This window comes from Corynebacterium efficiens YS-314, from assembly GCF_000011305.1.
Classification (GTDB): Bacteria; Actinomycetota; Actinomycetes; order Mycobacteriales; family Mycobacteriaceae; genus Corynebacterium; species Corynebacterium efficiens.
In genome coordinates this window covers 3,097,860-3,118,379 of the sequence record NC_004369.1, presented here as the reverse complement: position 1 = coordinate 3,118,379, position 20,520 = coordinate 3,097,860, and the positions used below count along the sequence as shown (strand labels likewise).

17 protein-coding genes are annotated in these 20,520 nt (G+C 62.9%); 11 read left to right on the top strand and 6 right to left on the bottom strand.

What is annotated here, in order from left to right; translation table 11 throughout:
- Positions 1-345 (bottom strand): hypothetical protein, encoded by a 345-nt coding sequence (locus CE_RS14360; RefSeq protein WP_006768727.1) that lies wholly within the window; start codon positions 343-345, stop codon positions 1-3.
- A 79-nt stretch (positions 346-424) separates the two neighbouring features.
- Here CE_RS14360 and thiD point away from each other — a divergent pair, with 79 nt between their 5' ends.
- The 5 genes from thiD to CE_RS15065 all read left to right on the top strand — a co-directional run bounded on the left by thiD (position 425) and on the right by CE_RS15065 (position 3,735).
- Positions 425-1,225 carry a bifunctional hydroxymethylpyrimidine kinase/phosphomethylpyrimidine kinase gene (gene thiD, locus CE_RS14355; protein ID WP_006768728.1) on the top strand — a complete coding sequence of 267 codons (801 nt, stop codon included), beginning with the start codon at positions 425-427 and terminating at the stop codon, positions 1,223-1,225.
- Between the two features lie 258 nt (positions 1,226-1,483).
- Complete coding sequence (locus CE_RS14350) at positions 1,484-1,789, top strand: DUF6941 family protein (RefSeq protein WP_193763630.1); 306 nt, start codon at positions 1,484-1,486, stop codon at positions 1,787-1,789.
- Positions 1,790-1,835: 46 nt separating this feature from the next.
- Positions 1,836-3,022 (top strand): IS3 family transposase gene (locus CE_RS14340; protein WP_143758376.1). Its coding sequence is split into 2 segments (ribosomal slippage): positions 1,836-2,109 and positions 2,109-3,022, totalling 1,188 coding nucleotides; the frame shifts between segments, so codons are not numbered across the junction.
- Between the two features lie 151 nt (positions 3,023-3,173).
- Entirely contained in the window at positions 3,174-3,392 is a 219-nt protein-coding gene (locus tag CE_RS15070) for a DUF4258 domain-containing protein (protein ID WP_006768730.1), read from the top strand.
- A 10-nt stretch (positions 3,393-3,402) separates the two neighbouring features.
- Positions 3,403-3,735, top strand: coding sequence for a DUF2283 domain-containing protein (locus CE_RS15065; RefSeq protein WP_143758484.1), 333 nt, complete (start codon positions 3,403-3,405; stop codon positions 3,733-3,735).
- 193 nt (positions 3,736-3,928) lie between these two features.
- Here the strand turns inward: CE_RS15065 and CE_RS14335 are convergent, their stop codons facing one another.
- A complete protein-coding gene (locus CE_RS14335; RefSeq protein ID WP_006768731.1) occupies positions 3,929-8,485 on the bottom strand; it encodes a lamin tail domain-containing protein in 4,557 nt (1,518 codons plus the stop codon).
- 313 nt (positions 8,486-8,798) lie between these two features.
- Between CE_RS14335 and CE_RS14330 the strand changes: the two genes are divergently transcribed.
- Positions 8,799-9,359 carry a TetR/AcrR family transcriptional regulator gene (locus CE_RS14330; RefSeq protein WP_006768732.1) on the top strand — a complete coding sequence of 187 codons (561 nt, stop codon included), beginning with the start codon at positions 8,799-8,801 and terminating at the stop codon, positions 9,357-9,359.
- A 13-nt stretch (positions 9,360-9,372) separates the two neighbouring features.
- Here the strand turns inward: CE_RS14330 and CE_RS14325 are convergent, their stop codons facing one another.
- Positions 9,373-9,813 carry a MarR family winged helix-turn-helix transcriptional regulator gene (locus tag CE_RS14325; RefSeq protein WP_006768733.1) on the bottom strand — a complete coding sequence of 147 codons (441 nt, stop codon included), beginning with the start codon at positions 9,811-9,813 and terminating at the stop codon, positions 9,373-9,375.
- Between the two features lie 110 nt (positions 9,814-9,923).
- Here CE_RS14325 and CE_RS14320 point away from each other — a divergent pair, with 110 nt between their 5' ends.
- Positions 9,924-10,343 (top strand): organic hydroperoxide resistance protein, encoded by a 420-nt coding sequence (locus CE_RS14320; protein ID WP_006768734.1) that lies wholly within the window; start codon positions 9,924-9,926, stop codon positions 10,341-10,343.
- Positions 10,344-10,422: 79 nt separating this feature from the next.
- Here the strand turns inward: CE_RS14320 and CE_RS15325 are convergent, their stop codons facing one another.
- Both CE_RS15325 and CE_RS14315 read right to left on the bottom strand, forming a co-directional pair.
- On the bottom strand, positions 10,423-10,566 hold the full coding sequence (locus CE_RS15325; RefSeq protein ID WP_231295076.1) for an SDR family NAD(P)-dependent oxidoreductase: 144 nt from the start codon (positions 10,564-10,566) through the stop codon (positions 10,423-10,425).
- A gap of 219 nt (positions 10,567-10,785) precedes the next feature.
- A complete protein-coding gene (locus CE_RS14315) occupies positions 10,786-12,288 on the bottom strand; it encodes a CitMHS family transporter (protein ID WP_006768736.1) in 1,503 nt (500 codons plus the stop codon).
- A gap of 195 nt (positions 12,289-12,483) precedes the next feature.
- Here CE_RS14315 and CE_RS14310 point away from each other — a divergent pair, with 195 nt between their 5' ends.
- From CE_RS14310 to CE_RS14300, 3 genes are all read left to right on the top strand, one after another.
- A complete protein-coding gene (locus CE_RS14310; protein WP_006768737.1) occupies positions 12,484-14,154 on the top strand; it encodes a sensor histidine kinase in 1,671 nt (556 codons plus the stop codon).
- Complete coding sequence (locus CE_RS14305) at positions 14,151-14,807, top strand: response regulator (RefSeq protein ID WP_006768738.1); 657 nt, start codon at positions 14,151-14,153, stop codon at positions 14,805-14,807. The genes CE_RS14310 and CE_RS14305 overlap by 4 nt, the downstream gene beginning before the upstream one ends.
- A 414-nt stretch (positions 14,808-15,221) precedes the next feature.
- Positions 15,222-16,748: a peptide MFS transporter gene (locus CE_RS14300; RefSeq protein ID WP_006768739.1), complete on the top strand. Its 1,527-nt coding sequence runs from the start codon at positions 15,222-15,224 to the stop codon at positions 16,746-16,748.
- Positions 16,749-16,808: 60 nt separating this feature from the next.
- Here the strand turns inward: CE_RS14300 and CE_RS14295 are convergent, their stop codons facing one another.
- Positions 16,809-17,573 (bottom strand): SDR family oxidoreductase, encoded by a 765-nt coding sequence (locus tag CE_RS14295; RefSeq protein ID WP_006768740.1) that lies wholly within the window; start codon positions 17,571-17,573, stop codon positions 16,809-16,811.
- Positions 17,574-17,641: 68 nt separating this feature from the next.
- Here CE_RS14295 and CE_RS14290 point away from each other — a divergent pair, with 68 nt between their 5' ends.
- Entirely contained in the window at positions 17,642-20,467 is a 2,826-nt protein-coding gene (locus tag CE_RS14290) for a DEAD/DEAH box helicase (RefSeq protein WP_006768741.1), read from the top strand.
- Positions 20,468-20,520 lie beyond the last annotated feature (53 nt).

The following is a 20,520-nucleotide window of genomic DNA, read 5'->3' as shown; positions in this document are numbered from 1 at the left end:
CTAACCCACCTGCGGGAACTTGGTCACCGCCTCCATCCACAGTCCCTCGAACTCCTCGGCGGTGATCAGGCGGGCGGTGATGTCGGGGAAATCCGCGTAGGAATCCGGGTGTGGCACCGTCTCGTTCGGTGTGGCAGCCAGACCCTCCTGGTTACCGCCGATCACCCCGGCGCCGGTGACGGTTTCGCCGGCGGTGGTACCGGCCAGTTCGATGATCCGCACCATGGTGCACATGGCCGGGGAGGTGGGGGTTGCGTCGACAAGCTCCCTCATCTCCGCGACGTGGATGGCCGACGGGTGGCCGGGGATCTCGATCTCGGTGCGCACGTGGATAATTCTGCTCATGGCCCACGAGTCTACGGGTGACATAAATCAACGGGGGCAATTATTCCCATTACGGGTGAAACCTCGTAAGTTTGTATAGGTGGTCAATTACGCATATGTCATTGCAGGTTCCGAGGCAACCGGCGGCGCCGGTATCCAGGTAGACCTGAAAACGTTCCAACAACTGGATGTCTACGGGCTCGGTGCCATCACGTGCATCGTCGCCTTCGACCCGAAGGACAACTGGAATCACCGTTTCGTGCCGGTGGATCCGCAGATCATCTCCAACCAGATCGAGGCCGCCACCGCCGCCCATGATCTCGAGGTGGTCAAGATCGGCATGCTGGGCACCCCCGCGACCATCGACACCGTCGCAGGCGCCCTGGAAGCCAACTCCTTCCGGCACGTTGTCCTCGACCCCGTCCTGATCTGCAAGGGCCAGGAGCCGGGAGCGGCCCTGGACACCGACACCGCCCTGCGCGACAAGGTCCTCCCGCAGGCCACCGTCATCACCCCCAACAACTTCGAGGCCACCACCCTGTCCGGCGTGGAAAAGCTTGAGACCATTGATGATCTCAAGGAGGCCGCCCGCCTTATCCACGAACAGGGCCCCCAGTACGTGGTGGTCAAGGGGGGCATGGACTTCCCCGGTGAGGACGCCGTGGATGTGCTTTTCGACGGTTCCGAGTACCACGTGTTCTCCGAGCGCAAGATCGGTGAGGACCGCGTCTCCGGCGCCGGCTGCACCTTCGCCGCCGTGATCACCGCCGAGCTGGCCAAGAACGCCTCCGTGGTTGATGCTGTGGCCACCGCCAAGCGCGTGGTCACCCAGGCCGTCCGCGATGCCGTTGCCTCCAACGCGCCGTTCACCTCCGTCTGGCTGAGCGCCAACAACAAGTAAACCGGAACTCACCTAACGCCCCGCCGGTACCCTGCCGGTGGGGTTTGTCGTGGGTGCTTGTCGACGCCGCCCCCTGCAGGCGCATGGTTCCTGTTGCCAGGCGGGGCGCTGTTGCGTGAGGATGACGGCGAGTGTTATCCCGCTGGGTATCTCTTGTTATTGCGGTGCATCGTTGAAAACCGGGTTGGTAGAAGTGTTGGTTTTCCCTCATCAATTGAGTTCTAGTCGCCTCCAACTCCCTCTGCTTAGATGGGTAGCATGACTGCGGAACTTGATTATGCTTTTCTCGCCGAATATGCGAAAACGGAAGCGGGGACTATCACAGCCATCGGTGCCAGCTTCACGGAAGTGCGAGTGCGTACCTTTCCCGCTGTAATGGATATCACGGTAGCCGGTCGTATTCGTCGGAAGGTTGAGGATGAGCCCCCAACTCTAAAGATCGAATTCACGGGAGTTGATGGAGCGCACCTGATTGCTGTGGAAGATGTCCTTGAGGTTCCCGACGATTCAGTAGAGTATGCAGGAAAGACTGCCTCAGTCTTGGACCTGACCCCCGTTTGGTAGACACCTAACATCCCAACATTCTGGGACAGAAAGGTAATCTGCCACCATGCCAAGCAAGACCTACACAGAGGAGTTCAAGCGCGACGCCGTCGCCTTGTATGAGAACTCCCCGGGGGCTTCGATTCAGACCATCGCCACTGACCTTGGGATCAATCGCGCCACGTTAGCGAACTGGGTAAAAAAATACGGCACCGCAACTCCCAGCGAAACGCCTTCACCAGCCTCGGTGACTGAGGCTGAGCGGATCCGCCAGCTGGAACGGGAAGTTAGCCGACTGAGAGAAGAGCGCGATATCCTGCGGAAGGCCGCTAAATATTTCGCGGAAGAGACGAACTGGTGATCCGCTTCCGGTTCGTTGATGACGCCCAGAAAAACCATTCGGTTAAGCGGTTATGCGAGGTGCTGAAACTCAACAGGTCCTCCTATTACAAATGGAAAAACAGCAGCTCAGCCCGGAGAAAACGACTTATCTCTGACGCCCTCCTCGGTGCCCGGGTCAAGACGGTCTTCACCGCCGAAAAGGGTTGTTATGGGGCCAAACGGATCACGGCCGAACTCAAGGACCAGGCCGATCAAACCCCCGTGAACCACAAGCGAGTTGCGCGGGTCATGCGTGAACTCAAACTGTTTGGCTACACCAAGAAGCGCAAGGTCACCACCACCGTGTCAGATCAGAAGAAACCAGTGTTCCCTGATCTGGTGGGCCGGAAGTTCACCGCCGACAAGCCTAACCAGCTCTATGTCGGGGACATTACCTACCTGCCGATCGCGGACGGGTCGAATATGTACCTGGCTACGGTCATTGACTGTTATTCCCGCAGGTTGGTGGGCTTTTCCATCGCAGATCATATGCGCACCAGCTTGGTCCAGGATGCACTGACCATGGCTAAGGGCCAGCGTGGAGACTTGAAGGGGGCGATCTTTCATTCGGATCACGGGAGCGTGTATACCTCTCATGCATTCCAGGGCGCCTGTAAAGACCTGGGGATCAGGCAGTCGATGGGATCAATTGGAACCAGTGCGGATAATGCTTTGGCCGAGTCCTTCAATGCCGCGATGAAGCGGGAAGTTCTTCAGGATTCCAAGACATTCATAAACCAGTTGATCTGCCGACGGGATGTTTTCCGCTGGTGTACTCGTTACAACACGGTACGCAGACATTCCTGGTGTAAATATCTCGCGCCTGCGGTGTTTGAAGAGCGCGGTCCTGCTATCCTGAAATCTGCTTCCTGATTAAATCCTCCGTGTCCACCATCCGGGGGTCGGGCCCCTTCGTCTATCGGGGGCCTATCCCCCTAGACTCAGCAGGTCTATACTGGTGCAATATTTACCTGGATGGTGGTTTGGTCAGGCGGCTCGCGTTCACCGTTGAGGCTTAAAGCCGATGGAATTGAGTATTTCTCCGCACGCCCGCGCGAGAATGGAGCAACGTGGTGTTACTGAACAGGAGATAGTGGAGACGCTGTCGAATCCCGATTTGACCCGTCCGGGCAATAAACCTGACCGCACAATATATGAGCGCAATATTGGTAAAATTGTTTGTGTCGTAACCGTCGACCAAACAAATCCACTAGTAATCGTTAGCGCGTGGAAGAAGAATTAGGGTGTTGACTATGAGTGCTTCTATCTCTGTAGATGCTGCTTTGGGGGTGGCGTACGTTCAACTCTCCGAGGGGAGGGTTACGCGGTCTGTTGAATCTGAGAATGGAATTGTGCTCGACTTGAATGAATTTGACGTGATTATTGGCGTTGAAATCCCTGATCTTTCTGTTGCCTATTCCACGGCTGATGTTAAAAGTATCGCTCATCTGAATTCTGCAGATGAAGAGCGTCTTGCTGCTTGTTTACAGGCTCTCAACCGGACGAGGTTCACGAGTGGCTCGCTGACGGATGAATCGAAAGTGCAGGTTAGGTCCCAGGGGGGTCAGACCTTAGAGTCCTGCTGAATCTGATGTTCAGGGGGAGGCAGTGTCCGACAGTCTGAGGTGCCGGGTAGTTCGCCTCGGGGTTGAGGCTAGATCGCAAAGCTAGGACAGATTTGTACCTGCTTTTTAGAGATGTTTCACGTGAAACGTCAGAAAAACTCCCCTCAGTTCCGTCGTGGACCTGAGGGGAGTTTTTCTTAAGGGTAGTTGTTTTCTACTTCCTGAATGTGCTCATCACCTGTTCCCACAGGTTCGGAATGAAGGCGAAGGCTGCGCCCGCGAGTGCCGCAGCGCCGGCGAAGAATCCGCCGATCGCGCCCAGGAAGCCGGCGCGGCCGGTGTCGGAGCTGCCCACCGAGCTGCCGTTGTCGCCACCGTCAGCTCCAGTCCCCTCCCCCGCGATGAAGGACTGGACCGCGGAGATCTCCACGCCGCCGAAAGGATCCTCGGTGCGCACATACCAGCTGTGGCGCCCCTCGGGAACGTCCTTCCAGACCATGGATCCGGTATCGCCGGAGGCGACGGCGGAGACGGAACCGATCTCCTCGGAGCTGAGGAAATCCACGCTGAAGGCATCGCTGGTCAGGGTGCGTCCCTCCGGTTCGATGCCCAGCTGTGCGTAGGGCAGGTCGAAGGACTGGTACATCCACGGATCCTCGGCCGGTCCCATGAGGGAGGGTTCATCGGAGTTGTACTGCTCCAGGGATGGTGAGTAGGTGCGCACCATCATCTTCTGACCCACGTTGTCGAAGTGGAGCAGGCGCAGGAAGCCCTGGCCGCCCTCGGGCAGGCCCTGGTAGTCGAACAGCATGGAGGTCACGGTGCGCTCGGCGATACCGTCGCCGTCATCGTCGAAGGAGTCGGTGCGCTGGTAGGCGTCGTGGTAGTGGCCGGACATGATCATGCGCACGTTGGGGTTGGTGGCGGCCACCTCGTCGAGGATGCGCTGCGGGATCGGTCCGAGACCACCGGTGGTGAGCATGAACTCATGCAGGTTGATGATGGCCACCCGTTCCGGGTGCTTGGCCAGCACCTCGTTCATCCATGCGATGGCGTCATCGCCCGGGGCCCAGCCCATGGCCACGTTGATGAAGTCGATACCACCGGCGGAGAAGAGGTCATAGTGGCCGCGGTTGTCGCGGAAGCTCTCCATGTACCACGGGTTGTCCTTGAAGCGGTCCTCGCCGAAGCGGCTGCTGAACTCGCTGAAGTCATCGTTGACGTAGTCCACGTCGTGGTTGCCGGCGAGGATGGAATACGGCAGACCGACCTCGTCCAGGCGGTCGTACTGTGGGACGGCGTTGGCCCACTGCTCCGGCTGGTCGTAGTTGTCCACCACGTCACCGGTGTGGAACAGGAACTGGATGTTCTTGTTCTTGTATTCCTCCAGCAGGTAGGTGTGGATGTTCTCCTGGTGCTGGGTGTACTGCTCGTTGTAGTACTGGGTGTCGGATTCCCACGCGAGGGTGAAGTCGTACTCGGAGCGGGGCACATCATCCGGGTGGGCGGGTGTCACCTCGGAATCACGGGTGGTGTGGTGGGGGCCGGAGAAACCCTCGGAGTGCTGCACGAGCACGGTGATGGTGCCGTTGTCTGCGAACTCGGCGGCGTTGACCAGGCCCTCGAGGGTGAAGTCCTCGGCTTCCGCGCCGGTGAGGTGGCGGTCCAGTTCCACCCACTCTGATCCCTTCAGTGCGTACAGGATGACCTGGGCGCGTCCGTCGGCGGAGCCTGCCCAGTTGACGCGCATCTGGGTGTCCACGGCCAGGTCGTCGGCGGCATCCACCTCGAACAGCTGGTACGGGAAGGCGGTGTCCGAGGCGACCTCGGTGCCCAGGCCGTCCAGGCCGGCGAGCTTGTCGACGTCCTCCCGGCTCAGGTTGGTGGCCTCGGCGCGGTCGGTGGTGGCGGCGTCGGCAACGGTGCCGGTGGCCATGCGCACCCGCCCGCTGTCGAGTGCCGGGGTGTCGGCCTCGAGGAAGGTCAGGTCCAGATCATCCCCGCTGGGGTCATTGGCGCGGGCGGTGAGGGTGACATCACCGGCGGCCACGGTGGCCCCGTTGGTCGGTGCGTAGTCACCACTGATGGGGTTTTCCTCCGGGGTGGTGAAGGTGATGGTCCGCTCGGTGCGGTTACCCACCTTGTCCTCGGCGCGGACGGTGATGGTGTGTTCCCCGGCCGGAAGGTCGAGGGACCCGGTGGTGAAGGGCAGCTCCACGCGTTCGCCGTCCAGCAGGGTTTCGATGCTTTCCACACCGGCACCCGTGTCGGTGGCGGTGGCGTTGATCTCCACCGCACCGCGCAGCTCGGCACCGTCGGTGACACCGGTGACGGTGAGTTCCGGGCCGGTATTGTCCACGCGCACGGTGCGGCTGATGGTCTCGCCATCCGCGCGGGTGACGGTGGCGGTGTGTTCGCCATCGGTCACACCGGTGGTGTCCCAGGCGTGTGCCACACCGGTGTAGGCATCCTCCGGCAGGGTGAAGGTGGCGTCGAAGAAGTCGAGCTTGCCGGCGCTGTCGCCCATCTTCAGCCACTCCTGTTGGTCGGTGATGCCGGCCGGGGTCAGGGTGCGGCCGTCGGGCAGGATGAGGCGCAGGTTGCGAATCTGGAAGTCGTCGTTGTTCTCATTGGGGTCGATGACCGGGGCTGCCTTGGTGCCGGCGTACACGCTGACGGTGACGGTACCGTCATCATTGATGTGGTACAGCGGCACCGCGGTGGAGACGGATTCGATGCGCTCATAGGTGCCCTCATCGAAGATGAGGAGCTCCTCTCCCCCGGCGAGGATGCCGTTGCGGAAGAACACGTCGGTCTGGGTGATCTCCATCGCGAACGTCGGCGCTGCCGGGAGGCTGGGGGACGTGGTGACGGGGGAACCGTCGATAAGCAGCTCGACGTCCTCCCCGAAGGTGTCGGACGCGCCGATGATGTCGGTGGTGCCGTTGACCCACTGCTCGTCGGTGAGGTTGAGGCGCACCGGGTCGGTGTTGGCTCCGTCGACACCCAGGCGGACGGGGTCGGTGGTGGTGGTGTTGGTGCCGTCGCTGGCGGTGACGGTGTACTCGAACCAGACCTTGCCTGTGATGTCCGCGGCCGGCAGCTGCCAGGAGTAATCCCCATCGGTGTCGGCGGTGAGGTTGATCTCCTGCGCCCCGGTGGAGATGTTGGAGCGCAGGTTCAGGGTCAGGGTGCGCACCAGGTCATTGTCGGTGGCCTTGAAGGAGAAGGTGAAGGGCTCGTCCGGGGTGATGGTGCCGGAGGTGGTGTCGGTGACCACCGGGGCCTGGGTGTCCGCGGTGACGGGCAGCAGCGGGTTCGGCAGCTGGGTGGGGTGTGCGGTGCCCGGGGTGGGGCTGGCGTTGCCGAGCAGGGTCTGCTTGAGCAGATCCCCGGCGTCGACGGCGTAGTTGAGCGAGCGGTTGAGCTCCACATCGGAGGCGTCGGCCATGTTGTAGTACCCGCGGTTGATGATGTGGCCGGTGTTGGTCTGGATCTGGATGCCACGGGCCGAACCGTTGGCCATGCCACCGGAGTTGATCTCCACCAGGTCCACACCCGCGGTGAGGTTGGTGCCGTAGACGGCGTTGAAATCAGCGGCGGTCAGGTCATTGTTGGGGCCGTTCTTGATCCAGAACACCAGTGAGGCACCCGGGGCGATGATGACATCACCCGGCTGGGAGGCCCACACCGCGGCATTGGTGTTGGTGAACTCATCCTGCGGGTAGAGGTAGTTGAGGGTGTAGTCGGAGAAATCCACCGGCTCAGCGGTGGTGTTGGTGATCTCGATGAACTCATAGGCATCGGAACCGCCGACATTGTCGGAGTTGGCCAGCAGCTCGGTGAGCACCAGCGGGGCCGCCGTGGTGGGCGGGGTGAGGCCGTCGAAGATGGCCAGGTCCAGGTCCGGGATCACCGGGTCCTCCGGGTCTGCGGGGAGTTCACCGGTGGCACCTCCCGGCAGCAGCTGATCCGCGGTGATAACCCCCGGGGTCGGGCCGGTCTGGGTGCGCACCGGCACCGCGGCGTACTCCCCTGCCACCGGGAGGGCGAAGTCGATGCCCAGCTGCACACCGGCGCTGCCTGAGGGGTAGTGCGACCAGCTGGAGACCTCACCGTTGTGGAGGATGCGGATGCCACGGTCACCACCGTTGGCCATGCCGTTCTGCCCGGTGGCACGGAAGATGCGTGCGGAATCATCCATTCCGTAGAAATCCCGGAACTCCTGCTCGGAGCGGGCGAAGGAATCGATGTTGGTGGCGGTGTAGTTCAACCAGATGACCACGGTCTCCCCAGGTGCCACGGTGACAGTCTCGCCCAGGTCGAGGGCGACATCGCGGGTGGTGTCGGCGGAATCGGTGTAGCTGTAGGCGAAGGTGTACTCCCCCTCCCCGATCGTTGCGGGTGCCGTGCCGGTGTTGTGCACCTCGAAGAACTCGAACTCATCATGTCCGGTGGTGTTGGGCAGGATCTCGGTGATCACCAGATCAGATGGGGTGCTGGCGGTGACCGCGGCGAGATCGGCGACAGCGGCGGTGAGATCACCCACCGCGTTATCTTGGGCGACCGCGATATGGCCGGTGGTGACGGCACACGCGGCGGTGGCTGCGATAGCCAGACGTAGACCGTTTCTACGGAGTTTCAAGGTGGTGTCCTTCTCGGGGTTGCGTTGTTGAGTTCTTAAACCAGCGCGGAGGCTCAACCCCCGGGTGGATGCGCGCTCCCCTGCCTTGTGGAACATGGTTTTGTGAAACACGGCGTTGTGGAACATGAAAAACACCCCGGTGCACAGGGCGGGGGTGTCGGAGAGGGAGGGTGGCGGATCTCTACCACGGGGCTGTCCGGCTGCTGAGAAGAACCTTAAAGTCGCCCGTTGAATAAGGTATGAACTATGGAATAATTGATGGTGTCATTCGGGTATCTCAGATGTGATGCTATCTTTTTCTGATCTCAGTGGTAGCCGGCTCATGCCCGGATGGTTGCCATCTGACCACTCCGCACAGTTGCTATACCGGTGACGTACCCTGGATCTGATTAACCCAGACCCCGGCAGCACCCTACAAACACCCCAGCGAGGCCCCACGATGAATCTCAAGGACAAGAAGGCCGCAGACACCCGACAGCGGTTTATCACCGCCGCCCGGGAGCTCTTTTTGGAACAGGGATTCGGCCGGACCTCGATGAACCAGGTGGCCCAGCGTGCGGGGGGCAGTCGTGCCAACCTCTACCTGCATTTCCGGAACAAGCCGGATCTCATGCTGGCGCTCATGCAGGAGGTCGAACCCGGGATCCGGGCACCGATCCGGGAGGTGTTCGACCTGCCGGAGTACACGATGGAGTCCATCCTGGGCTGGTTGGCGGACATGGCGACGCTGTGGCGTGAGCATTCCGTGGAGTTCTCCTCCATCGAACAGGCCATGGCCGAGGATGCCGCCGTGGCCGATGAGTGGCTGCAGATGATGCGTCGTCTGAGCAGCTCCATCCCCGAGCTGGAGGACAATGAGGAGCGCCGCTACCAGTTCATCATCAGCCTGATGAGCCTGGACCGGAATTTCTACTTCCTCTATGTGCATAACCAGGACACCAATGAGGAACTGGTCCACCGCTCCCTGGCCCGGCAGTGGCTGACCGTGTTCGAACTTTAGGTGAGCTCTCGGTCTAGTCCCCCGCCAGCAGGGCGGAGAGGTTGTCCAGTTCACGTTTGAGCAGGACCGGATCGATGCCGGAATCCCGGTACATGCAGGCGATCTTCGTGGGGATCTCTGCAGCCTGTTCCCGGAGGGCGCTGCCCTTGTCGGTGAGGGTGATGATCAGCCTGCGTTCATCCGCGGTGTCGCGCTGCCGGGTGAGCAGGCCCGCCTGCTCCAGTCGGCGACACACGGGGGTCAGGGTTCCGCTGTCCAGTCCGAGATCCCGGACCAGTTCATGCATGCCCCGGGGTCGGTCGTGTTCCCAGAGTGCGAGCATGGTGATGTACTGCGGGTAGGTCAGTCCCAGTTCCTTGAGAAGTGGCTGGTAGGCGCGGGTTACCGCCCGGCTGGCCCGGTACAGGGAGAAACACAGCTGGTTGTCCAGGGAGAGTTCGGGATGGCTGTCCATAGGTGAAAACCCTACCGCATCCCCATAAAAAGGTTGTGCACAATTTAATTGTGGTGCATGATGGGCGGTGTTCCCCGATCACTCCCCCGAATCACAAGGAGCCACCCCTCATGGACGCGTTGTACAGCACAGAAGCACTCGCCACCGGTGCCGGCCGCAACGGCCACGCCGCCACCGCCGATGGATCCCTGGAATTCTCCATGGCCATCCCGAAGGAGATGGGTGGCAGCGGCGAGGGTGCCAACCCCGAGCAGCTGTTCGCCCTCGGTTACGCCGCCTGCTTCCACTCCGCCCTGCAATCAGTCGCTCGCGCCGAGAAGAAGGATCTGGGTGACTCCTCCGTGGGGGCCCGGGTATCCATCGGCAAGCAGGGTGAGGGCTTCGGTCTGGCTGTGGACCTCGAGGTGGTCATCCCCGCGCTTGAGCAGGAGGAGGCCCAGGCCCTGGCGGATGCAGCCCACCAGGTCTGCCCGTATTCCAACGCCACCCGCGGCAACATCCCCGTGACCGTCACCGTCTCCCGGGACTAACCACTCCCCCGGTAGCTGACAAATGGCCGCCGCCCCCTGGACAACAAATCAGGGGGTGGCGGCCATCGGCACTTGGGGCCTAGCTCTTATCCAGCTGCAAAATCTTGTCGCCGGCGACCAGGGCGTAGACGGTGGCACCCTCACGGATGAAGGCCCGCACGGTGGCCAGTCCCATGCCGGAGCCGGCTCCCGTGACCACTGCGATCTTCCCGTTGAGACTCATCTCAACCCTCCCTGTCATTGTGTGTCGCTGTGCGCTTAACCACTTTTGTGATTGCGCATACTATGCCGGAATCACTGGACACCTGTCTAGCCATCCGGGTGTGGGTGTCGCCCGTGCAGGCTTTTCGACGAAAAAACCACCCCTGAATGGGGTGGTTTCAACGTGATTGGGTGTGTGATCCCCCGGGTCCGGGGCCGGGGTTGGTTGTGTTTGTGGCTGTTATGCTCCCGCGCTCAGTGGCACGACACCCACCACCACGGAGACCACCAGCATGACGATGGACACCACGCACGCGCGCCACAGCACCTTCTTGTGGTGGTCGCCCAGGTTGACGTTGGCCAGCGACACCAGCAGCAGGATCGCGGGTACCAGGGGGCTCTGCATGTGCACGGGCTGGCCGGTGATGGAAGCCCGGGCCATCTCGACGGGCTCCACACCGAAGTGGGAGGCACTTTCCGCCAGCACCGGCAGGATGCCGAAGTAGAAGGCGTCATTGGACAGGAAGAAGGTCATGGGGATCGACAGGATGCCGGTGATCACAGCCAGGTGTGGGCCCAGGACATCGGGGATGACGGTGGTGATCCAGGTGGCCATCGCCTCCACCATGCCGGTGCCGTTGAGCACACCCACCAGAACGGCTGCGGCCAGGACCATGGACACCACGCCGACGATGCTGGAGGAATGCGCCAGCATCTCCTCCGCCTGGTCCTTCACCTTCGGGAAGTTCACGGCCAGGGCCAGACCGGCACCCACCATGAAGATGTAGGCCAGGGGGAAGATATCAGCGATGAGTAGCACCATGACGGTGACGGTGAGCAGCGCGTTGAACCAGAACAGGCGGGGACGCAGAGTGGCGCGGTGCGGATCCAGCAGGGTGTCGGTGAGGTTCTCGCTGAGGGTCGGTTCATCCAGGTCGATCTGCTCGGTGCGCTCCTTCACCAGCACGCCCCCGGTCGGGCCGGTGGGCTTGGGCGTGCCGGAGCCACGAGCCCCTGCCGGGGTGCCACCGCCCAGGCCGGGACCACCGAAGCGGGAGGAATCAATCCTGCCCAGGCGCTTGCGCTCCGCCAGGCCCAGGAACCAGGCGAAGGCGATACACACGGCCACACCCGCGATGAGCGACGGGATCATGGGGACGAACACCTCGGCCGGATCCAGACCGAGGGCGGTGGCGGCACGGACGGTGGGGCCACCCCAGGGCAGGATGTTCATGGTGCCGTTGATCAGGCCGGCGACACAGGTCAGCACCACCGGGCTCATGCCCAGGCGCAGGTAGATCGGCAACATCGCGGAGGTGGTGATGATGAAGGTGGTCGAACCGTCGCCGTCGAGGGACACCACGCCCGCGAGGATCGCGGTGCCCAGGACGACCTTGGCGGGATCGTCGTGAAGCACCCGGGTGATGCCGCGGATCAGCGGATCAAAGAGACCGACATCGATCATGATGCCGAAGAACATGATGGCGAACATCAACAGTGCCGCGGTGGGCGCCATGTCCTTGACGGCGTCGAGCACCATCTCCCCCATGCCCAGCCCGGCGCCCGCGATGAGGCCGAAGATGGTGGGGACCAGGAGCATGGCCACCATGGGGGTCAGGCGACCCAGCATGATCAGTGTCATGAAGGTGAGGATCATGGTGAAACCCAGGACGACCAGCACACCATCGGAGGGTGTGTGGCTGACCGCGTAATCCGCGGCGAGGGTGAAAATGGAGCTGCTCATCGCAAGCCCTTCCTGATTGGCCGTGAGTGGTCTACATTGCTGACGGCAGTCTAAGGTGGCCTGGGTCACTGCCGGAAGTGTTGCGCGCATTGCGGTCACTACTGCGCATTTAAAGAATTAAGTGCATTTAGTTCACGGCCGAAACACCAGGCCAGGGCCGTATTCTGGTCACCAGCAGCTCCCCCAACAAGAAAGATGGCCATCATGCGTTTTGCCACCCGCATCCTGGTGATCCAGGTGCTCACCGTCGCGGTGGTCGTCGCCGTGTGCTCCGCGGTGTTCACGTTCCTGACGGTGGAGCAGCTCAAGGCGGAGGCCGAACAGTCCGCGCTGTCGATCAGCCGGGTGGTCGCCGCCGATCCCCAGGTGCGCGACGAGGTGGCGCGCGATACCTTCACCGGTGCGGAACCCACCGCCGCCGAGCTGGCCCGGGGACCGCTCCAGGAGTTCGCACACTCGGCGCAGGTGAGCACGGGGGCGTTGTTCATCGTCATCACCGACGGCAACGGCATCCGCCTGGCACACCCCGATCAGCAGCGGCTGGGCCAGGTGGTCAGCACGGGTTTCGACGCTGCCCTGCGCGGGGAGGAGACCATCGCCTGGGAGACGGGCACCCTCGGTGAATCGGCGCGGGCGAAGGTGCCGGTGTTCGCGCCGGGCACCACCACCCCGGTGGGTGGGGTCAGTGTGGGTTTTGAACGCGCCAGCGTCTTCGACCGCCTGCCTCCCCTGCTCATGACGGTGGCGGCCGGCGCGGTGCTCGCCCTGATCCTCGGTGCGGGCGTGGCGGTGGTGATGCGTCGCCGGTGGGAGGAGATCACCTTGGGCCTGCAACCGGAGGAGCTGGTGGAACTGCTCAAGAACCACACCGCGGTGCTCAACGGTGTGGAGGAGGGGGTGCTGGCGCTGCGCCCCGACGGCACCATCGATGTGCACAACCAGCAGGCCCGGGAGATCACCGGGATCGAGGCACTGGCGGGCCGGACGCTGCCGGAGCTCGGGATGGATGAGGGGATCGTCGACAAGCTCCTGCGCGGTGACCGGCCCGGGGCGGTCAGCCTCAACAACCGCATCCTCTACCTGGATTCCCACCCGGTCACGCGCGGGGATCAGGAACTCGGCCACGTGATCACCATCCGCGACCGCACCGACATGGTGGAACTGACCGAACGCCTGGATTCCGTGCGCACCATGACCCAGGCGCTGCGTGCCCAGCGGCATGAGTTTTCCAACCGCATCCACACTGCCACCGGGCTTATCGACGCCGGCCGCCCCCACGACGCCGCCGCGTTCCTCCGGTCGATCGGTGGGCACGGGGGCCAGGTGCACCCCCTGCTCGGTGCGGAGCTGCTGGAGGAGGCGTTCCTCAGCTCCTTCATCACCACCGCGGCGATCACCGCCTCGGAACGCGGGGTGGGGCTGCGCATCACCGATGACACGCTGATTCTCGGGGAGGTGGACAACGCCGAGGATATCGCCACCGTCCTGGGCAACCTGCTCACCAATGCCATCGACGCCGCCGCCCGGGGCGATGAACCCCGCCGGGTGGATCTCACCCTTCTGGACGACGGTGACACCCTGGTGATGACCGTGGCGGACACCGGCCCGGGCATCACCGGGGACGTGGATGTCTTCGCCGCCCCCCCGGTGGTGGATGATTGGACAGATGCGATCCACGGCCATGGCCTCGGATTGAAACTGAGCCGCGCCCTCGCGCGCTCCCTGGGAGGGGATGTGTGGATCATCGACCGCGGTGGCCAGCAACCGGGATCCGGTGCGGTGTTCGGTGCCAGCCTGCCCGGGGTGATGCGCTCTGGACAACCCTCCCCCGCACCGCTGACCCCCGAAGGAAAGGATGACCGATGAGTAGAACGCTGCAGGTGCTGGTGGTCGACGATGATTTCCGGGTGGCGGACCTTCACGCCGCGGCAGTGGAGGCGGCACCGGGTTTCACCGTTGTGGGCACCGCCCGTACCGTGGCCGAGGCGCGTGTCTTCCTCGCGGAGCACCCCGTGGATCTGCTGCTCGCCGATATCTACCTCCCCGACGGTGACGGCATCACCCTGGCACGGGCGAGTGACGTTGATGCCTTCATCCTCAGCGCCGCCGATGATGTACCCACCGTGCGCCGGGCACTGCGCGCCGGGGCGCTGGCCTACCTGGTCAAGCCCTTCCCCCAGCGGGTCCTCATCGATAGGCTGGACCGCTATGCCCGCTACCGCCATGTGCTCTCCGGATCCCAGGGACTGTCGCAGGAGAAGGTGGATCAGGCACTTGCCATCCTCAACGGGGCGCAGGCCCCCACCCCGGTGTCGCGCTCGGCCACCGAACAGCTGCTGCTCGATGCCCTGGGCGACGGGGAGCTGTCCGCCTCGGAGGCCGCCGAACTCGCCGGGGTATCCCGGGCCACCGCCCAACGACGACTTGCCGCGATGGCCAGTAGTGGCCTGGTGCAGGTGAGGCTGCGTTACGGCCAGTCGGGCAGGCCGGAACACCTATATTCCCGACCGGGTAGGTAGGTGTTTGTCCGGTGTTGTGATACCCGCTCCGGGGTGGTGGAACGGATAGATCGCACCTGATGTGATTTATTTCAATCTGTGAATTCTGCTGGTGGGAGGTCACTTTTGTCCCAGATCTGAGGTCATCTGGCCGGGGTGGGGTGCAGGGTTGAATGTTCTGTTACCTAAGTAGTGATCTAGGAGTGTTTGCCTGGCTCGTAATGGGGTGGGTGGTGCGAGGTTCCTGGCGAGCAGGTCACATGTAGCTGATTGGCTGTGGAGCGCAGTGGGGGCATTGGCCCGTCCCGCCCTATGGGATGGGAGTGTTTCACGTGAAACATTGTTTGTTCCACGGTGGCGGTCCTGTATGGGAAAGTCTGTAAAAGAGGTGGTCAGGATTGGTTTTGCATCCCTGCGTGCGGAACGATATTCAGAATGAACACCGACATCACCAACGACGGTGTGCCACCAGAACCTGCTGGCTCCTCAACTGGAGTAGCGGTTGCTGACGCTCACCGTGAAAAGAAATTCTTCGGCCAGCCCTGGGGTCTGGCCAACCTCTTCGGCGTGGAAATGTGGGAGCGGTTCAGCTTCTACGGCATGCAGTCCATCCTCGCCTTCTATCTGTACTACTCCGTCACCGACGGCGGACTGGGCATGGATCAGGCCGCCGCACTGTCCATCGTGGGTGCCTACGGCGGCTTCGTCTACATGACCTCCCTGGTCGCCTCCTTCCTCGCTGACCGCGTCTTCGGATCCGAGCGCACCCTCTTCTACTCGGCCATCATCGTCATGGCCGGCCACGTCGCACTGGCACTCATTCCCGGCTATGTGGGTCTGGCCATCGGTCTGGTCCTCATCGGCTTGGGTTCCGGTGGCGTCAAGACCGCCGCCCAGGTGGTCCTCGGCCAGCTGTACTCCCGAACCGACACCCGTCGTGATGCCGGTTTCTCCATCTTCTACATGGGTGTCAACATCGGTGGCCTGTTCGGTCCGCTGATCACCAACGCCGTGTGGGGTTGGGGTGGCTTCCACTGGGGCTTCGGCATCGCTGCCATCGGCATGGCCGCCGGCCTCATTCAGTACGTGGCCATGCGCAAGACCACCATCGGCGCCGCAGGTCATGACATCCCGAACCCGCTGCCCAAGTCGGAGTACCCGAAGTGGATCGGCGGCACCCTCGCCGTCGTGGCCATCGTGGTCACCCTCATCGCCACCGGCGTGATCAGGCTGGAATGGCTGTCCAACATCACCGCCGCGATCGCCCTGATCGCCGCCGTGGGACTGCTGGTGCAGATGTACGCCTCCCCGCTGACCATCGCAGCGGAGAAGTCCCGCCTGCTCGGCTTCATCCCGATGTTCATCGGCGGTGTGCTGTTCTTCGCCATCTTCCAGACCCAGTTCACCGTCCTGGCCGTCTACTCCGACGCCCGTCTGGACCGTAACTTCCTCGGCATTGAACTGCCCCCCGGACTGATCAACTCCTTCAACCCGATCTTCATCATCATCTTCTCCGGCATCTTCGCCACCCTGTGGACCAAGCTGGGCTCCAGGCAGTGGTCCACGGCCGTGAAGTTCGGTGTGGCCAACATCGTCATCGGTTGCGCCCTGTTCTTCTTCCTGCCGTTCGCCGGCGGGGAGGCCAACTCCACCCCGATGCTGCTGATCATCTGGGTCTACTTCCTGTTCACCATCGCCGAGCTGCTGCTCTCCCCCGTCGGCAACTCCCTGGCCACCAAGGTCGCCCCGCAGGCGTTCCAGTCCCGCATGTTCGCGGTCTGGCTCATGGCCGTGTCCATGGGTACCTCCCTGTCGGGCACCCTCGGCGGTTACTACGACCCGACCAACGCCGATGCGGAGAAAACCTTCTTCATCACCGTCGGTGTGGTCACCATCCTCATCGGACTTGTCATCATCGCCTCCAAGAACTGGGTGGCAAAGAAGTTCATCGACGTGCGCTAACTGATGCGGTTGCAGTAGACGTCGTAAAGCAAAAAGGGGGCTCCTCGGAGCCCCCTTTTCCTATCCCGCGATCACCCGGGTGAGCAGACGCGCGAGGCGGTCCGGCGCCAGCGACCGACCCAGGTAGAGCACCTTGTCCAGCGTGGACACCCCGTGGTGCACCCTGCCCCGCGCCCACCGGTTTCGGGGATGGAGTGCCTGCCACACCGTCTCGGCCACCTGCTCCGGGGTCAGCCGTACCCCCAGGCGACGCGTGGAACTGGCCGTGACATCCGCCAGTGGCGTCTTCGCCCACAACGGCCAGATATCGAGCACGCGGATATCATCACGCCGCCATTCCAGGCTGAGCGCCTCCGTCAACCCGGCCACATAGAACTTGGTCGCCGAATACACCGCGATCTGGGGCTGCCCGTAGATCGCGGAGGCCGACGCCATGTTCACCAGCTGCGCACCCGCGGTGCGCCGGAGGTAGGGGTGGGCCGCCCGGGCGCCGAGGGTGACGCCGGTGCAGTTGACCTCGATGAGCTTTGCGACGCCCGCCCCATCCGCATCCCGCAGGGGTCCGTCCATGATGATCCCGGCGTTGTTGTCCAGCACATCCAGGGTCCCGCCGGTGTGGGAGGTGAAGTCCTTCAACGCTGCATCCCAGTCCCCCGCGCTGGTCACGTCGAGGTGACCGGTGATGAGGGTTCTGGGTGTGCCGTCGGCGGTGTAGGTCACCGGGGCTATGTCATAGGCACCCACGGTCCACCCCTCCGCGAGGAAACGCTCGGCCACCGCCCTACCGATGCCCTGCGCGGCACCACTGATGAAAATACTTGGCATGGTGAATATTTTAGGGGGTTCCGTGGTGGGACTCCGAAGAGCGGGAAAAATCCTTATATCGTGGATCTATGTCCACCGAAACTGTCGCCAACCTCGCCCCCGGCCTGACCATTGAGGCCAGAGACGAAGCGTGGCTTATCACGCATGTCGCCCGCTCCACGGACGGTTATCGCCTCAAGGTGCGTGGCCTGTCCGATTATGTACGCGATCAGCCAGCCACCTTCTACACCGCGCTCGATGAGATCACGGTGCTGGACCCGGCCGACGTGGAGGTGGTGGCGGATGACTCCCCCGCCTACCGGCGCACCCGCCTGTGGCTGGAGACCGCCATGCGGCAGACCCCGGTCCCGCTGTACCAGGAGGAGCTGAGCGTCTCTGAGCAGATGCTGGCGGACCCGCTCAACTACCAGCTCACCGCGGTGAAGAAGGCACTGTCCCCGGAGAACCTGCGTCCGCGTGTGCTCATCGCCGATGCTGTCGGTCTGGGTAAGACCCTGGAGATGGGCATGATCCTCGCCGAGCTCATCCGCCGGGGCCGTGGTGAGCGCATCCTTGTGGTCACGCCACGTCACATCATGGAGCAGTTCCAGCAGGAAATGTGGACACGTTTCGCCATCCCACTGGTACGCCTGGACTCCACCGGTATCCAGCAGGTACGCCAGAAACTGCCAGCCTCGCGCAATCCGTTCACCTATTTCCCCCGGGTCATCGTGTCCATGGACACCCTGAAATCCCCGAAGTACCGCGCGCAGCTGGAGAAGGTGCGCTGGGATGCCGTGATCATCGATGAGGTGCACAACGCCACCAACGTGGGCACGCAGAACAATGAACTGGCCCGCACGCTGGCACCCACCACGGAGGCGCTCATCCTGGCCTCGGCGACCCCACACAACGGTAACTCCGATTCCTTCAAGGAGATCCTCCGCCTGCTGGATCCCACCAGTGTGCGCCCTGACGGCACCATCGATGAGGAGGCCGCCAAACGCCTGATCATCCGCCGTCACCGCAACAGTGACGAGGTCGCCTCCTTCGTCGGTGAGAAATGGGCCCAGCGCGCGGAACCGCGCAACATCCCCGTGGACGCCTCCGACAAGGAGGATGCCGTCGCCCGCGAACTCAACGACACCTGGCGTGCCCAGGGCAAGGCGAACCCGGCCGGTGATCCCCTCTTCCCGTGGACCCTGATCAAGGCCTTCCTCTCCTCCCCCGCCGCGCTCGGCGAGTCGGTGGCGGGTCGCCTCAAGCGCATCGGCACCGCCGACACCGCCGAGCGCAGGGCCCTGGAACGCCTTGCCGATCTCAATGAGCAGATCACCCCGTACCACTCCAACAAGTACAACGCGCTGGTCAACTACCTCACCGAGATCGGGGTCAAGAAGGGCTCGCCCACCCGCGTGGTTGTCTTCTCCGAGCGTGTGGCCACCCTGCACTGGCTGCGGGAGAACCTCATCAAGAACCTCAAGCTGCCCGCCGCAGCCGTCGAGGTCATGCACGGCGGCCTGCCGGACGAAAAGCAGATGCAGCTTGTCGACGACTTCAAGCGCACCGATTCTCCCCTGCGCATCCTGGTCACCGGTGACGTCGCCTCCGAGGGTGTCAACCTGCACACCCTCTGCCACCACCTGGTGCATTACGACATCCCATGGTCGCTGATCCGCATCCAGCAGCGTAACGGACGCATCGACCGTTACGGGCAGCGCAATAATCCGCAGATCACCACCCTGCTGCTTGAACCCTCCGACTCCGAGGGGATCGGTGAGATCAAGGTGCTCACCCGCCTGATGGAGCGCGAATATGAAGCCAACAAACTGCTCGGAGACGCCTCCTCCCTCATGGGCAAACATTCCGCGGCTCTTGAGGAGGACGCCATTCGCGATGTCCTGCGTGGTGCCCGTGACTTCGAGGACACCGTCGCCGACCCGCAGAATCTGGTCGACGGCACCGCTGATGGCCTTGACGAGATCGACAGCCTGCTCGCGATGATCAGCGCGGCGAAGGCGGAGACCACCCAGGATCAGCAGCAGCCGAGTGCCGTCACCGCCGCATCCGGTGGTCTGTATTCGAAGGAGATCGATTACCTCACCGACGCCCTCTCGGAGGGGTTCCACTCGGTCGCTGAATCCTCCCCGTCACGTGGCGGTGTCGGACTGACGCTGCACAACAATGACATCGCTGAGCTCATCCCACCGGTGGATCTCCAGGCCAGGTTGAAGTTTCTGCCCCAGGATTACCTCGCCGACCGTAAGGTCCTGGAGAAGGTCACCCTGGCCACCTCCTTCGCCCGTGGCCAGGAGCGGCTCGACGCCGCCCGCACCGGTGGCGACGGTTCCACCTGGCCCACCGCCCACTTCCTCGGTCCCCTGCACCCGGTGACCGAATGGGCCTCCGACCGTGCGCTATCCACCATGAGCCGCCGGGAGATCCCGGCCGCCACCGGTGACGTGCCGGCCCCAACCGTCCTGATCCTCGCCACCTTGTCCAACCGCCGTGGGCAGGTGGTCTCCCGTGCTTTTGTCACCGCGTCCAGCCGATTCGAGGCCGAGGTCCTCGATGACCCGGTTCGATGGCTCCATCAGGTCGGCCTGGGTGAAAAGGCCGTGAACATGGGCGCCACTGAGACTCCTGCCTACAGCGACGAGTTGATCAGCGATGCCCTTGCAGCAGCCCATGGCGCCACCCGCCCAATGATGATGGCAGCCGCCTCCCACGCCGAGAACCGCATCACCGACTGGCGCGAGCGCGCCGAACAGTGGGATGCCGGTAGCCAGGGCGTGCTGTCCACAAATCAACTCACCCGCACCAAGAAGCTTCTCGACGAGCAACGCAACCTCACCTATTCACTGGAACCCGACCGTGAGCTGCTGCGTCCACTAGCTATCATTCTGCCCCATTAAATTTTTACAAATGATGCGAGAAACTCGCATCATTTGTATGCTTAAGGCCGGAT